At 59.9% G+C, this 15,511-nt stretch carries 12 protein-coding genes; 6 read left to right on the top strand and 6 right to left on the bottom strand.

The window, feature by feature from the left end; all coding sequences use genetic code 11:
- Positions 1 to 6: 6 nt before the first annotated feature.
- Both waaF and rfaD read right to left on the bottom strand, forming a co-directional pair.
- Entirely contained in the window at positions 7 to 1,050 is a 1,044-nt protein-coding gene (waaF, locus tag DU490_RS01695; RefSeq protein ID WP_114572607.1) for a lipopolysaccharide heptosyltransferase II, read from the bottom strand.
- On the bottom strand, positions 1,047 to 2,012 hold the full coding sequence (gene rfaD / locus DU490_RS01690; RefSeq protein ID WP_114572606.1) for an ADP-glyceromanno-heptose 6-epimerase: 966 nt from the start codon (positions 2,010 to 2,012) through the stop codon (positions 1,047 to 1,049). Before rfaD ends, waaF begins: the two co-directional genes overlap by 4 nt.
- Before the next feature lie 101 nt (positions 2,013 to 2,113).
- Here rfaD and glyQ point away from each other — a divergent pair, with 101 nt between their 5' ends.
- The 3 genes from glyQ (at position 2,114) to gmhB (ending at position 5,894) form a co-directional block, all read left to right on the top strand.
- On the top strand, positions 2,114 to 3,106 hold the full coding sequence (gene glyQ, locus DU490_RS01685) for a glycine--tRNA ligase subunit alpha (RefSeq protein ID WP_114572666.1): 993 nt from the start codon (positions 2,114 to 2,116) through the stop codon (positions 3,104 to 3,106).
- Positions 3,107 to 3,108: 2 nt separating this feature from the next.
- A complete protein-coding gene (glyS, locus tag DU490_RS01680) occupies positions 3,109 to 5,175 on the top strand; it encodes a glycine--tRNA ligase subunit beta (RefSeq protein WP_114572605.1) in 2,067 nt (688 codons plus the stop codon).
- Between the two features lie 167 nt (positions 5,176 to 5,342).
- A complete protein-coding gene (gene gmhB / locus DU490_RS01675) occupies positions 5,343 to 5,894 on the top strand; it encodes a D-glycero-beta-D-manno-heptose 1,7-bisphosphate 7-phosphatase (protein WP_114572604.1) in 552 nt (183 codons plus the stop codon).
- Positions 5,895 to 6,330: 436 nt separating this feature from the next.
- Here the strand turns inward: gmhB and gyrB are convergent, their stop codons facing one another.
- From gyrB to dnaA, 4 genes are all read right to left on the bottom strand, one after another.
- A complete protein-coding gene (gene gyrB / locus DU490_RS01670; protein ID WP_114572603.1) occupies positions 6,331 to 8,751 on the bottom strand; it encodes a DNA topoisomerase (ATP-hydrolyzing) subunit B in 2,421 nt (806 codons plus the stop codon).
- Between the two features lie 11 nt (positions 8,752 to 8,762).
- The gene (gene recF, locus DU490_RS01665; protein ID WP_114572602.1) at positions 8,763 to 9,881 is read right to left on the bottom strand and encodes a DNA replication/repair protein RecF; all 1,119 of its coding nucleotides are present in this window, start codon (positions 9,879 to 9,881) and stop codon (positions 8,763 to 8,765) included.
- Positions 9,882 to 9,963: 82 nt separating this feature from the next.
- On the bottom strand, positions 9,964 to 11,067 hold the full coding sequence (gene dnaN, locus DU490_RS01660) for a DNA polymerase III subunit beta (RefSeq protein WP_114572601.1): 1,104 nt from the start codon (positions 11,065 to 11,067) through the stop codon (positions 9,964 to 9,966).
- Positions 11,068 to 11,134: 67 nt separating this feature from the next.
- On the bottom strand, positions 11,135 to 12,604 hold the full coding sequence (gene dnaA / locus DU490_RS01655; RefSeq protein ID WP_114572600.1) for a chromosomal replication initiator protein DnaA: 1,470 nt from the start codon (positions 12,602 to 12,604) through the stop codon (positions 11,135 to 11,137).
- A 503-nt stretch (positions 12,605 to 13,107) separates the two neighbouring features.
- Here dnaA and rpmH point away from each other — a divergent pair.
- From rpmH to yidC, 3 genes are all read left to right on the top strand, one after another.
- On the top strand, positions 13,108 to 13,242 hold the full coding sequence (gene rpmH / locus DU490_RS01650) for a 50S ribosomal protein L34 (RefSeq protein ID WP_043514730.1): 135 nt from the start codon (positions 13,108 to 13,110) through the stop codon (positions 13,240 to 13,242).
- Between the two features lie 13 nt (positions 13,243 to 13,255).
- Complete coding sequence (rnpA, locus tag DU490_RS01645) at positions 13,256 to 13,627, top strand: ribonuclease P protein component (protein ID WP_114572599.1); 372 nt, start codon at positions 13,256 to 13,258, stop codon at positions 13,625 to 13,627.
- A gap of 117 nt (positions 13,628 to 13,744) precedes the next feature.
- The gene (gene yidC / locus DU490_RS01640) at positions 13,745 to 15,430 is read left to right on the top strand and encodes a membrane protein insertase YidC (protein WP_114572598.1); all 1,686 of its coding nucleotides are present in this window, start codon (positions 13,745 to 13,747) and stop codon (positions 15,428 to 15,430) included.
- The last annotated feature ends 81 nt before the right edge of the window (positions 15,431 to 15,511 follow it).

The following is a 15,511-nucleotide window of genomic DNA, read 5'->3' as shown; positions in this document are numbered from 1 at the left end:
TCACGCCTAGCCACGACCGATGAGTTCCGCGCTCGAGGCCAATATCGCCTGCAAGACCCGCTGGGGCGAGAGCTGCACCAGGCAGTTGGTATGACCCAGCGGACAGGTTCGCTGGAAACAGGGCGAGCATTCGAGCGCCAGGGTGTGAATCGTGGCATTGTCGGTCAGGGGCGGCGTATAGGCTGGCGACGACGAGCCATACAGGGCCTGGACGCGGGTTCCCACGGCCGCTGCCACATGCATCAGCCCCGAATCATTGGTGACCACCTGACGACAGTCGGCCAGCAGGTCCACGGCATCGGCCAGCCGTGTCTTGCCGCACAGGTTGTGCACCCCCTGCTGGCTTTCGGCAATCGCCTCGCCGGCCTCGGCATCCTTGGGGCCGCCGAGCACCCGCACCTCGAAGCCTTCCGCCACCAAGCGCTGGGCCAGTTCGCGAAAGTGTCTCAATGGCCACTGCTTGGCCGGTCCATATTCGGCACCCGGCATCATGCCGATGGCCGCTCGTGACGAAAGCCCCAGGCCCTGGCGCACGGCGGCCATGTTATCGCTATCGACGCGCAGCCGCGGGCGGGGAACCGTCAGCGCGCCCAGGTCGGCGCCTGGCGGCAGGCCCAGCGCGACGAAGCGCTTGACGGTCTGGTCCAGCGCCGTCTTGTCCAGCGTTCGTCGATCGGTGAGCAGCCCGTAGCGTTGCTCACCGGTGAACCCCGTGCGCCTGGGTATACGCGCCAGAAAGGGAACCAGCGCTGATTTCCAGGAGCGGGGGAGCACGATCGCCCGGTCGAAGCGCCCCTTGAGCCGCTTTGCCAGCGCCCGCCGTGTGCCCCAGCCGAATTCACCGTGGGTCACGTCCAGCGTCGCCACCTCGCCGACTTCTTCCATCCGCTCAAGGATCGGCTGCGACCAGCCGGGCGCCACGACGCCGATCTGGCAATCGGGCTGGCGCTGCCTGAGTGTCTTCAGCAAGCTTTGGGCCATTACCATGTCGCCGACCCAGGATGGGCCGATCACCAGGATGCGCTCGCCCGACGAAGGCGGTGCCCTCATTCATTCTCTCCACCGAGCCAGTGCAGGTACTCTCCCACCCCCTCGGCCACGGAGCGAAACTCCCGATCGTACCCTGCCTCGCGCAGCCGTGAGATATCGGCACGGGTATAGCTCTGATAGCGGCCCTTGAGCTCTTCGGGAAAATCGATGTACTCGATCCGGCCCTGGCGGTGAAAATCAATGACGGATTCACCGATCGCCTTGAAGGGCTCGGCACGCCCCGTGCCCAGGTTGAAGATACCGGACTTCTCGGGGTTGTCGAGGAACCACAGGTTGACGTTCACCACGTCGCCGACATAGACGAAGTCACGACTCTGCATGCCGGCCTCGTAACCATCCCAGGCACCGAACAGCTTGAGGTCCTGCCCCGCCGATATCTGGGTGTGATGATGGAAGGCGACACTGGCCATTTTGCCCTTGTGCTGTTCCCGCGGGCCATAGACATTGAAGTAGCGAAACCCCACCACCTGACTCGTCAGCTCGCTCCAGTGCTCGCGCACGTACTGGTCGAAGAGCAGCTTGGAGTAGCCATAGACATTAAGTGGCTTCTCATGCTCAGGCTCCTCACGAAAGACCAGGCTGCCACCGTAGGTAGCCGCCGAGGAAGCGTAGAGGAAAGGGATGCCCTTCAGCTGGCAAAAATGCAGCAGCACCTTGGAGTACTCGAAGTTGTTGTCGAGCATGAATCGGCCATCCCACTCGGTGGTGTCCGAGCAGGCGCCTTCATGGAAGATGGCCTCGATGGGAGGCAGCCTCGACGGTTCACCGCGCATTACCGCCTCGACCCGGTCGCGAAAGTCATGCTTGTCCAGATAGTCCCCAAGCGTGCAGTCGGCCAGATTGACGAACTTGGTGCCGTCGAGAAGGTCGTCGACGACCAGCACATCAGTGCGGCCACGCTCATTGAGTGCCTTGACCAGATTCGAACCGATGAAGCCGGCACCGCCTGTCACTACGATCATTGGGATTCCTCGCTGCGGCGCAGCTGACTGCGCCTATAACCGATGTGTCTGTGATTGTATACTTGACGCCTTGTGAATTCATGGCCAACGGTGCTTTCCCAATGACTCTCTCGACACTATCGTCGACCTCGACCCCGGGCTCGACGCCGAACGCAACAACCTTCCAGGGCCTGATCCTGGCCCTGCAGCAGTACTGGGCCGAACAGGGCTGCGTGGTGCTCCAGCCCCTGGACATGGAGGTCGGCGCTGGCACCTTTCACCCCGCCACCTTCCTGCGCTCCATCGGACCCGAGACCTGGAATGCCGCCTACGTGCAGCCCTCCCGCCGACCCACCGACGGCCGCTACGGTGAGAACCCCAACCGGCTCCAGCACTACTACCAGTTCCAGGTCGTGATGAAGCCCTCCCCCGCCGACCTGCAGGAGCTCTTCCTGGGCTCCCTCGCACGCCTGGGCATCGACCCGTTGGTACATGACATTCGCTTTGTCGAGGATAACTGGGAGTCGCCCACCCTCGGCGCCTGGGGGCTGGGCTGGGAGGTCTGGCTCAATGGCATGGAGGTGACCCAGTTCACCTATTTCCAGCAGGCGGGCGGCATAGAATGCTATCCCGTCACCGGCGAACTGACCTATGGCCTCGAGCGTATCGCCATGTACCTGCAGAACGTCGACAGCGTCTATGACCTCGTCTGGACCGTGGCACCGGATGGCACGAAGGTCACCTACGGCGACGTCTACCTGCAGAACGAGCGGGAACAGTCGGCCTACAACTTCGAGCACGCCGACGTGCCTGCCCTCTTCGCCGCCTTCGACCATCAGGAGAACGAGTGCACCAAGCTGCTTGAGGCCGGCCTCCCGCTGCCCGCCTACGAGCAGGTGCTAAAGGCATCTCACACCTTCAATCTGCTGGATGCACGTCACGCCATTTCCGTTACCGAGCGCCAGCGCTACATCCTGCGCGTGCGCACCATGGCCCGCGACGTGGCACACGCCTATTTCGATTCACGCAAGGCCGCCGGTTTCCCCATGGCCCCCGAGGCCCTGCGCCAGGAACTGCTCGCCAAAGAGCCGCTTGCCGAACAGGGAGACGCTTGACCATGGCTGTTGATACTTTTTTGTTGGAACTGGGGGCCGAGGAGCTTCCGCCGGGCGCCATCGATGCCCTCTCCGATGCATTGGCCGACGGCATCCGCCGCGGTCTCGCCGATGCCGATATCAGCTTTGCCGAGGTTCACGCTTGGGCTACCCCCCGGCGCCTGGCCGTGCAGATCACCGAACTGGCCGACAAACAGCCAGACCGGGAAGTCGAGCGTCGCGGTCCCGCGCTGGCCGCCGCCTACAAGGATGGCGAGCCTACCAAGGCCGCCCAGGGCTTTGCGCGATCCTGCAGCGTTGATGTAGCCGACTTGATTCACCTGGAGACCGACAAGGGTACCTGGCTCGGCTACCGCGAACGGCAGTCGGGTGAAGCCACGACGGCACTGCTGCCCGCTATCGCCGCCAAGGCGGTAGCCGCCCTGCCGGTGCCCAAGAACATGCGCTGGGGCGCCTCGCGCATCGAGTTTTCTCGCCCGGTGCATTGGCTGGTGATGCTCTATGGCAGCGACATCGTCGACGCCGAGGTTCTTGGCCTATCTGCCGGTCGCACGACCCGCGGCCACCGTTTCCACGCTCCCGACCCCTTCGAACTGGCCCACGCCAACGACTACATGACCGCCCTGGAAAACGCCTGGGTGCTGGTCGATCGCAAAAAGCGCCGCGAGCGCATCCGCGAGCAGGTGCTCTCCGAGGCAGAGATCCAGGTGGCCACGGCGGTCATCGACGAGGATCTGCTCACCGAGGTGAGCGGCTTGGTGGAGTGGCCAGTGGCACTGGCCGGGAGCTTCGACGAGCGTTTCCTCGAGGTTCCGGCCGAGTGCCTGATATCCTCGATGAAGGCCAACCAGAAGTACTTTCACCTGCTCGACGATGCCGGTAACCTCAAGCCCCTGTTCATCACCATCGCCAATATCGATAGCCAGGATCCACAGCAGGTCATCGAGGGTAACGAGAAGGTGATTCGCCCCCGCCTGGCCGATGCCGCCTTCTTCTACGACACCGACCGCAAGCAGCCCCTCGCCAGCCGCATCGACGGCCTCACCAGCGTGCTGTTCCAGAAACAGCTCGGCACTCTGGCTGACAAGGCTCATCGGACGGCGGCGGTCGCCGCCTTCATCGCCGGCCGCATCGGCGGCGACGTGGCACACGCCCGACGCGCCGCCGAACTCGGCAAGTGCGACCTGATCACCGAAATGGTGCTCGAATTCCCCGAACTTCAGGGCATCATGGGCCGCTACTATGCCAGCCAGGATGGCGAGCCGGCCGACGTTGCCCAGGCGCTTGAGGAGCAGTACCTGCCACGCTTCGCTACCGACGCCATTCCCGAGACCCGTACCGGTCTCGCACTGGCGCTGGCCGACCGGCTCGACACCCTGACCGGCATCTTCGGTATCGGCGCACGACCCACCGGCACCAAGGACCCCTTCGCGCTTCGCCGCGCCTCCATCGGGGTGCTCAACATCCTGGTCAAGGGCGAACTCGACCTGGATCTCCGCGAGCTGCTGGAACTTGCTGCTGCGCAACATCAGGAGCTCCCCTACGCCGAGAGCCTGGTCGAAGAAGTCCTGACCTATATGCTCGACCGTTTCCGCGCCTGGGGGCAGGATGAAGGGATCGAGGCCGAGGTCTATCACGCCGTGCGTGCCCGGCCGGCGACTCGCCCGCTGGACTTTGCCCGGCGTCTTCGTGCCGTTCAGGCCTTTGCCCAGCGCGAAGAGGCTTCCGCCCTGGCTGCTGCCAACAAGCGTGTCGCCAACATCCTCGCCAAGCAGGACAGCCGAGTCGTCGCCAGCGTTGACCCGGCATTGCTGCTGGAACCGGCCGAAGAGGCACTCTTCAAGGCCATCGCCGCCCAACGCGAGGCTGTCATGCCGCTGTTTGCCGAGGGTCGCTACCGTGAGGCGCTGGATGCCCTCGCGAGCCTGCGTGATCCCGTCGATACCTTCTTCGATCAGGTCATGGTCATGGCGGAGGATGAAGCCACCCGCACCAATCGCCTGGCCCTGCTGGCTGGCCTCCAGGGGCTGTTTCTCGAAGTGGCGGATATCGCCCTGCTCCAGCAGTAGCCTTCGCTTGATGTGCTTAGCCGGCGAGAACCTCTCGCCGGCTTTTTCTTACCTGATGTTTCACGTGAAACACTCACCCTCGGCAACCACCGCTTGGCGCCGGATGTTTCACGTGAAACACTATTCTCCTTCCCGCCAGGTTCCGATCTGCCATATACGGATATGCCATGTACGATGCCAACAAGCTTGTGATTCTCGACCGAGACGGTGTCATCAATCACGACTCTGATTACTACATCAAGTCACTCGAGGAGTGGCTACCCTATATTGGCACCATCGATGCCATCGCGCGGTTGAGCCAGGCGGGCTGGACGGTTGCCGTTGCCACCAACCAATCGGGGATATCTCGGGGTTACTACGACGTAGCCGCGCTGGAGAACATGCACGATGAGTTAAACCGTCTCGTGGCTGACGCCGGCGGTAATATCGCGCATATTGCCTACTGTCCTCATGGACCCGACGACGGGTGCGACTGCCGTAAGCCGCGTCCGGGGCTGCTTGAGGAAATACGTCAGACACTGAAACTGAATACCCTGGCCGGGAGCTGGATGGTGGGAGATAGCCTACGTGACCTGCAGGCCGGTGAGGCGATGGGCTGTCGTCCCGTGCTGGTGCGAACCGGCAAGGGTCGGCGTACGGAAGCCAAGGGTAGCGGGCTCGCCCAGGCATTCATCTTTGATGACCTTACTGCTTTCACCGACTGGCTGCTGTCACAATAAGCCCATCAGAAATAGTACGCGCCAAGGGCTGGCCAACGATTGCTTGCGCGGCGCCTGTCCGTTCTCGCCTGCCGCTGTCGGGCTCCGGGCTCACCTGGATTCTAATTTACGCTGGCTTTTGAGCATTCATCGGAGGCAGTCGGCTCAAGTCTTCGTTTGCCTCGCTCAAACTATGCGACCTTTTACCGGTCGTTGCTTCACCTTCCACAAGGCATGCTCAGAGTGTTAATCCCCATCTAACCTACTGATCACTAGTATGGTTCTCGCAATTTTTTTAGCATAGTCACTTTGCACAGCTTCCTTGAGCGGTCTTCTTGATTGACTGCTTCACAAAGAAGAGAGGGCCTGCTTTCGCAGGCCCTCTCTTCTTTGATTGCCGGGTATGCTGCGATGTTTCACGTGAAACATCGCAAGTGCTTTCTACATCTGAGCTGGCCTAGACATCAAGGTTGGCCACCAGGGCGTTATGCTCGATGAAGGCGCGACGCGGTTCGACTTCATCACCCATGAGAGTGTTGAACATCATGTCGGCAGCTACAGCATCCTCGATGGTCACGCGAAGCAGACGGCGGGTGTCAGGATCCATGGTTGTTTCCCAGAGCTGATCCGGGTTCATCTCGCCCAGCCCCTTGTAGCGCTGTACGGCCAGGCCACGCTGCGCTTCCGCCATCAGCCAGTCCAGCGCCTGATAGAAGGTCTCGACCGATTTCTTGCGCTCGCCCCGGGCGATATAAGCCCCCTCCTCCAGTAGACCATCGAGCGTGGTGCCTAGTGCAGCCATGGCACGATAGTCGGCGCTGGTGAAGAAATCGATGCCCCAGACATAGTCGGTGCTGACACCGTGCGCCGTAAGGGTCACAGCCGGCAGATATAGCTCACGCTCGGTATCCTCTTCGAGTCGGAACGTATAGCGTGGACCGCCCTCATAGGCCACCAGCGCATCCATTTCGGCCTGCAGAAACTCGATCCATTTCTGCATGGTGACGCGGTCCTTGAGGCTCGCTTCACCCTCTAGCGTGGCCGCATGCACAACCTTACGCAGCACCACGTTGGGATAGACCCGTGATAGGCGATCGATCCGCTTCATCACGTCACGATACTGTTTGACCAGGCTTTCCAGCTGGCTACCGGTCACCGCAGGCGCATCCGGGTTAACATAGAGCCGAGCGCCATCCATCGCAGTGGTGGTGAGATAATCTATCAATGCCTGCTCGTCCTTGAGATACATCTCCTGCTTGCCACGCTTGATCTTGTAGAGCGGAGGCTGAGCAATGAAGACGTGGCCGCGCTCGATCAGCTGGCCCATCTGACGGAAGAAGAAGGTCAGCAGCAAGGTGCGTATATGCGACCCGTCGACATCAGCATCTGTCATGATAATGATGGAGTGGTAGCGCAGCTTGTCGGGGTTAAACTCTTCCCGGCCGATACCGCAACCCAACGCCGTGATCAGGGTGCCAACTTCCGCAGAGGATAGCATCTTGTCGAAGCGCGCTTTCTCGACGTTGAGGATCTTACCCTTGAGCGGCAGGATTGCTTGGGTACGGCGCGCACGCCCCTGCTTGGCACTGCCACCTGCAGAGTCACCCTCGACCAGAAACAGTTCGGACAGACTAGGATCCTTCTCCTGGCAATCAGCCAGCTTGCCGGGAAGGCCGGCAATATCCAGGGCTCCCTTGCGACGAGTCATGTCGCGTGCCTTGCGCGCCGCTTCACGCGCACGTGCCGCATCCAGCATTTTGTTGACAATGGCTTTCGCTTCGTTGGGCTTTTCAATGAGGTATTCGGCGAATAGCCGCCCCATCTCTTGCTCAACCGCCGTCTTCACTTCCGAAGAGACTAGTTTATCCTTGGTTTGCGAGGAGAATTTCGGATCCGGTACCTTGACCGAAATGATGGCCGTCAAACCTTCTCGGGCATCATCGCCAGCAGTATTGACCTTGGCTTTCTTGAGCAGCCCTTCCGCTTCGATATAGTTATTCATGGTACGCGTCAGCGCCGCACGGAAGCCTGCGAGGTGGGTACCACCGTCACGCTGGGGTATGGTGTTGGTATAGCAAAAGATATTCTCTGTGAAGGAGTCACTCCACTGCATCGCCACTTCCACCTCGACGCCATCCCCACGCACGGCATTGAAATGAAAGACCGGGTTTAGCACCGTCTTGTTGGTGTTTAGATGATCCACAAAAGCCCTGAGACCGCCTTCGTAGTGGAACAGCTCTTCCTTGCCGGAGCGCTCGTCTATGAGGCGAATTGCCACACCGGAGTTCAGGAAGGAAAGTTCGCGCAGACGCTTGGCCAGAATATCGTAATGGAACTCGATATTGTGAAAAGTCTTCGTTGAAGGCCTGAAGTGGACACGCGTGCCAGTCTTCTCGGTCTTCCCCACAACGCTGAGGGGGGACTGGGGCACTCCATGACGGTAGAGCTGTTCATGAACCTGGCCAGCTCGCCAGATGGTCAAACGGAGCTCTTCAGAGAGTGCATTGACCACGGATACACCCACCCCGTGCAAGCCACCGGAAACCTTGTAGGAGTTATCGTCGAACTTTCCACCGGCGTGGAGCACCGTCATGATCACTTCTGCAGCCGAGACGCCTTCGCCTTCATGCATATCCGTGGGAACGCCCCGACCATTGTCGCTGACCGTAACTGATTCATCGGGGTGAATGACTGCGCGTATCTCGGTACAGTGGCCGGCCAGGGCTTCATCGATGGAGTTGTCCACCAGTTCGAACACCATATGGTGAAGGCCTGTCCCGTCATCGGTATCTCCGATATACATGCCGGGACGCTTGCGAACGGCATCCAGGCCCTTGAGTACCTTGATGCTCGTTGAGTCGTAAGCCTGCTCGCTCATTGACTACTCCGTCATGAAGTCTCTATCTGTGCCTGTGGCACCAGCTTTCCTGACCCATCGTTGTCATGTTTCACGTGAAACATTTCCAGCGGGGTTTGAGACTGCCAGGGTCCCACCAGGGCATCGTGTTCGACACTCGTAATGAAGGCTTGGCAGCGCATCGATTCCAGTAAGCGACAAAATACCTGGCGATGCCTGGCATCCAGTTCCGCCGGCAGGTCGTCCACCAGATAAAGGCACGACTGACCGGTTGTTTTCTCCAGCAGCCTGCCCTGTGCCAACTTAAGCGCGGTTACGACCAGCTTCTGCTGTCCGCGCGACAAAACCTCGGCTGCTGAGTGACGCCCTTGTCGGATACGCAGTTCAGCGCGCTGTGGCCCTTGCTGAGTAAAGCCCATTTGCTGATCGGTCGCGCGCCCCTGCTCAAGAATGTCCAGCAGGCTACGCTTCTTGTCCCATCCGCGAGAATAAACCAGCGTCAGGTCGGGCAGCTCCAGTAGACGAGAAAGCGTATCCTCGAAGACCGGCAGGAAATCCATCATCCACTCACTTCTCAGGCTATCGACCCGGTTACCCCACTGGGACAACTCCTGCTCCCAGGCCGATAGCGATTTAACATCCATTCTATCACGCCTGAGCAGTGCATTCCGATGTTTGAGAGCACGCCGCGCACGCCTCCATGCGTCGAAAAAACCATGTTTCACGTGAAACACGCCCCAGTCCAGGAACTCACGACGAGCAGCCGGCGGCCCTTCCAGAAGACGGAATGCATCGGGGTTGACCAGCTGGAGCGGCAGGGTTTCAATCAACTGCGATAGCCGCTCGACGCGTTCGCCTGCCATACGCATCTCCAGCTCGGCGGCATCACGCGAACGACTGATGCCAATCGGCAGCGGCGGCTCGCCATCAAGGCGTGCGAATAGAGTCATGGCCCGCGCTTCATGGGCGATAGCATTCTTGAGCTGACGGGTCCTGAACGAGCGCCCCATACCCAGAATGTGGATGCCTTCCAGAAGACTGGTCTTGCCACTGCCGTTGACACCCACGATCAGATTAATGCCTGGCCCTGGCTCAAAATCGACTGCCGATAGATTACGCAACCCATTGAATACTAGGCGATTAATTGGCATTGTTCAGGCCGCTGGCGATGCCTTTGGCCGGTAACGACAGCGAAGGCTTGTGCGCTGCCGGCCTACAGTCCTGCAGCACCATTCAAAGGCGCATCGGCATGACGACGTATAGGGCATCGCCGCCTCCCGGCTCTTCCATCAAGGCACTGCTGTTGGAATCTGCCAGCGTCATCTGCATGCGGTCCTCATCAAGCACGTTGAGCACGTCGATGAGATAACCGACATTGAAGCCTATCTCCAGCGTATCGCCACCATATTCGACGGCCACGTTCTCTTCGGCCTCCTCCTGCTCGGGATTGTTTGCCATGACCTGAAGGTTGCCTTCCTTCAGGTGTAGACGGACCCCACGATACTTCTCGTTGGAAAGTATGGACGTGCGCGACAGGACCTGCCGCAGCTCGGTGCGATCGGCGATGAAAACCTTGTCCCCACCTCTCGGTACCACGCGCTCGTAATCGGGGAACTTGCCGTCAACCAGCTTCGAGGTAAAGGTGAAGTCGCCAGTATGGGCACGCACGTGGCTCGCGCTCAGTGTCAGCGTTACCGGCTCGTCGCTGTCGTCGAGCAGCCGCACCAACTCGAGCACACCCTTGCGCGGCACGATCAGCTTGCGGGCCGACTCGAGCTCGATGTCGGCGGGGCGCGAGCAAACGGCAAGCCGGTGGCCATCGGTAGCCACCGTTCTCACCAAGTTGGAGCGCAGTTCGAGCAGCATGCCGTTGAGATAGTAGCGGACATCCTGCTGAGCCATGGCGAAGGAGGTGGCCTCGATGAGGTGCTTGAGCGTTCTCCGCGGCAAGCTCAACTCGATATCCCCCTGGGTGTCTTCGATGTTGGGGAACTCGGCCACCGGCAGCGTCGACAGGGTGAAGCGGGATCTGCCACTTCTAACCACGGCGCGGTTATCCTCAAGACTGAACTGTAGCTCAGCATGGTCGGGCAGCGATTTGCAAATATCCATCAGCTTGCGCGCCGGAACCGTGGCCGATCCGGGCTCCTCCACCAGCGACGCGGCGGTCCGCCCGATCAGCTCGACTTCCAGGTCAGTGCCCGTCAGCGCCACCTGCTCATGATCGACCTGCAGCAGTACGTTGGATAGCACCGGCAGGGTCTGGCGGCGTTCCACCACGCCGGCTACCAGTGCCAGCGGCCGAAGCAGGGCCTCGCGGGAAATGGAAAATCTCATGTCGGCTCCACATCTAATCCTGAAGAAGGGTGTCGGGCATTGGCATAAATAGCCAGCGCCGGGCGGCTTAGCTGGTCAATAGCCGCAGCAGGTTCTTGTAATCCTCGCGGATATCCGCGTTCTCTTCTTGCAATGCCAGAACCTTGCGGCAGGCATGCAGTACCGTTGTGTGATCACGCCCACCGAAGGCATCGCCAATCTCAGGCAGACTGTGATTGGTCAGCTCCTTGGCCAGTGCCATGGCCACCTGGCGAGGCCGTGCGACGGAACGGGAACGCCGCTTGGACAGCAGGTCGGAGAGCTTTATCTTGTAGTATTCGGCAACGGTTCGCTGAATATTATCGACGCCCACCTGCTTGTCCTGCAGGGCCAGCAGATCCTTGAGCGACTCGCGGATAAAATCCTGGGTAATCGGCTTGCCCATGAAATGAGAGTCGGCAATGACCTTCTTCAGCGCGCCTTCCAGCTCGCGGACGTTAGAGCGGATCTTCTGGGCAATGAAGAACGCCGCATCATGAGGCAGGTCAACCTTGGCCTGGTCGGCCTTCTTCATCAGGATCGCGACTCGCGTCTCGAGTTCCGGCGGCTCAATCGCCACCGTCAACCCCCAGCCGAAGCGCGACTTGAGCCGCTCCTCGACGCCGCTGATCTCCTTGGGGTAGCGATCGGAGGTCAGGATCATCTGCTGGCCACCCTCTAGCAAGGCATTGAAGGTGTGGAAGAATTCTTCCTGGGAACGCTCTTTGCCGGCAAAGAACTGGATATCGTCGATCAGCAGCGCATCGACGCTACGATAGAAGCGCTTGAAATCGTTTATCGCGTTCAGCTGAAGCGCCTTGACCATGTCGGCGACGAAACGCTCGGAATGGAGATAGACCACCGTGGCATTCTCGCGCCGGGTGGCCAAGGCATTGCCCACTGCATGCATCAGGTGTGTCTTGCCCAAGCCGACTCCGCCATAGAGAAAAAGCGGATTATAGGCTCCCCCCGGGTTTTCCGAGACCTGGCGGGAGGCAGCCCTGGCCAGTTGGTTGGACTTGCCCTCGACGAACGTCTCGAAAGTGAAGTTGGGATTGAGGCCGCTGTGGTGCTTAAGGCTACCCTCGACCTGCACTTCCCGCTCACCTGCGGCACGTCGTGCCGACCTCCCCTCCTCTCGTTGACGGTCGATTTCACGCTCGTCGCCAATGTCCCCTCTCGGTGGGGTGTGTACAGCTGGCCCCAAGGGCGAGCGCGGACTGGCCGAAACCGGCGCCCCCAACTCCCGTGGCCTGGGGGCCGTGGCGGAGCGTCGGCTACCGACGGTCAACACCACTCTGGGGGGCTTGGCCGGTGCCAATTCGCGCAGCAGTTCGTTGATCCGCTTGGCATATTTGTCCCCCACCCAGTCGCGGACAAAGCGATTGGGCGCCAGAAGACGCAGTTCATTGGACCCCTCCTCTTCCGCCTGAAGGGGGCGGATCCAGGTGTTGAACTGCTGGGCGTTCAGCTCGTCCTGCAGGAAATCCAAACACTGTTGCCAAAGAGCAAGCGACACTCGACCTCACCATCCGGTTGATGCATGACCGGCCATTGTATCCTTCACCCGCCGGGTTATCCACACGCAGCCGCTGCCTAGAGTCGCTGTGGAAAACGTATGCTGGATCAACAGGATAACCACTGTACGGTTGTACCAGTAGGCAAGACCTGTGAGCAAAAGCGACAATTGCACACAGTGCTTCAACAGGACAAACACCAGAAGCGCAGTGTTTTTCCACAGACAATGCTGCGCTGCATATCTTTGTAATTAAAAGGTTTAACAGGCTTATCAACAGATTTCATCCCCAGTATTAATAACAGTATCAGTAAAAAAATCTTTAGTGATAATTGGTGCCCCCTCAGGCACGAATTTGAAAAATGCCTTGCTGCAGGAATTGCGCCGGGCCACCGAAGTCACTACAATTTCCGGTCTTGAACCGAATCTCCCCAGGTTCCCGCAAGGAGCCTGGGCATTTCTTGTAAGACATTCCGTCCAAACACACCACGTGGGAATCAAGAGTTATGAAACGCACCTTTCAACCCAGCGTTCTGAAGCGCAAGCGTGTGCACGGTTTTCGTGCTCGCATGGCCACCAAGAACGGTCGTGCCGTACTGTCGCGCCGTCGCGCCAAGGGCCGCAAGCGGCTAAGCGCCTGATTGCGGATTGCGCGTGTCCGGTCACGACTTTCCCCCGCAGCTGCGTCTGCTGACTGCCGGGGATTATCGACTTGTCTTCGATCACGCTGCATTCAAGGTTCATGGCAATGGGCTAATGGCCCTGGCGTGCCCCAATGGACTGGGCCACCCCCGTCTCGGCCTGGTCTTCAGCAAGAAGAACGTGCGTAGAGCCGTGGATCGCAACCGCCTGAAACGGCTGACTCGCGAATCCATACGCCTCCAGCAGCATCAGCTTCCCGCAGTCGACATCGTGGTACTGGCTCGACGGGGCGCCAATGAGCTGGATAATGCGACACTGCATCGCCAGCTCAACGGCATGTGGCGTCGACTGGACCGAGACGTGCGAAAGTCGATAGCATCCTGACCGGGCGCGGCACCTGTCGCCGACACGATAGCCTGCCTTGGGCAGGCTTTCGCATATCAACATGGCAGCGCATTCCGTTCCAGCGGCATGTTCACTACCCACTGGGCAGAACTCTCAATGGACGTAAAACGACTTCTTCTGCTGATTCCACTGGCCGTACTTGCCTATTTGCTCGTCATTCAGTGGAACCAGGACTATGGCCAGGTTGCTCCTGAGCCTGAAGCACCCGCCTATACTGCGCCCGCTCCCGGCGAGGATAGGGTGGATACGGACGATGATCTAGCCGTCCCTGCCGCGCCCCGCGCCGAACAGGATGTAACGGGCGACATGCCGGGCGAACCCGCTCGCGCCACCGGCACCCGTGACCTGATCGCTGTGGTCACCGATGTTCTCGACCTACGCATCGACCCCCAGGGCGGCGATATCGTCTACGCCGCACTACCCCAGCATCGTATGACCCTGGATTCCGATCGTCCCTACGTGCTGCTCTCCGATAGTGAGACCCGCAGCTACGTTGCTCGCTCGGGCTTGCAGCTGGACGGGTATTCCGGTCGCATTGGCTTCACTCCGGAAAGCACCAGCTATCGCATGAGCGACGATGAGAGTCGCCTGGAAGTCGACCTGGCGGCGGAAGTCAATGGCGTCGATATCGTCAAACGATTCTCCTTGGTGCGCGGCAGCTATGCGGTAGACGTCCATTACTATCTGGCCAACAACACTGAGGAGCCGGTTACTGCTCGCTTCATAGGCCAGTTGGCTCGTGACGACAGCTCCGACCCCTCCAGTGGGGTTGCCATGGGCATGAGTTCCTATCTGGGTGCCGCCTACTCCTCGCCGGAAGATCGCTACGAGAAGGTCGATTTCGACGATATTCAGCGTGGCCGCTTCAACAATCGGGACGTACAGGGCGGCTGGGTTGCCATCCTGCAACACTATTTCGTCTCCGCCTGGGTACCGCCCCAGAATCAGCAGAACCTGCAGTACGCCTCTACCGACTCGCGCAATCGCAATGTCGCCGCCTTTGCCGGCTCGGTCAGCACGGTGGCACCGGATAGCGAAGCCCGCCTGGGTGCGACTCTCTACATGGGGCCGAAGGTGCAGAGCTACCTTGAGCAGGTAGCCCCCAACCTACGACTGACCGTCGACTTCGGCTGGCTATGGTTCATCGCCAATCCGTTGTTCTGGTTGTTGGATCAAATCCATGGCCTGATCGGCAACTGGGGCTGGTCGATCGTCTTCCTGACCATCGTGGTCAAGCTGGTCATGTGGCCGCTCTCCGCCAAGGCCTACAAGTCCATGGCCCGCATGCGCAAGCTGGGTCCGGAAATGCAGCGCCTCAAGGAGCAGTACGGCGACGACCGCCAGAAGATGTCTCAGGAGATGATGAAGTTCTACCAGAAAGAGAAGATCAATCCTCTGGGTGGCTGTCTGCCAATTCTGGTGCAGATGCCGGTCTTCATTGCACTGTACTGGATGCTGCTGGAATCTGTGGAACTGCGCCATGCGCCCTTCATGTTCTGGATCCAGGACCTGTCGATGAGGGACCCATTCTTCATCCTGCCGATCCTGATGGGCGCCTCGATGTTCGTTCAGCAGATGCTCAACCCCACGCCGCCGGACCCGATGCAGGCGAAGATCATGAAGATGCTACCGATCGTCTTCACTTTCTTCTTCCTGTGGTTCCCTGCAGGCCTGGTCATCTACTGGGTGGTCAACAACCTGATCTCGATAGGCCAGCAATACGTGATCACGCGCAAGATAGAGAACGACCCCACCGTCGGCAAGGGTATGAAGACCAAGTAGACGGCTTTCTTCCTCCCGCCACCAGACCCCTGCCACGGCAGGGGTCTGGCGTTTGTGCCGTGCGAAAAGGACAATAGTATC

Source organism: Halomonas sp. DQ26W, from assembly GCF_003339685.1.
Classification (GTDB): domain Bacteria; phylum Pseudomonadota; class Gammaproteobacteria; order Pseudomonadales; family Halomonadaceae; genus Halomonas.
This window is presented reverse-complemented; position numbering and strand designations above follow the sequence as displayed.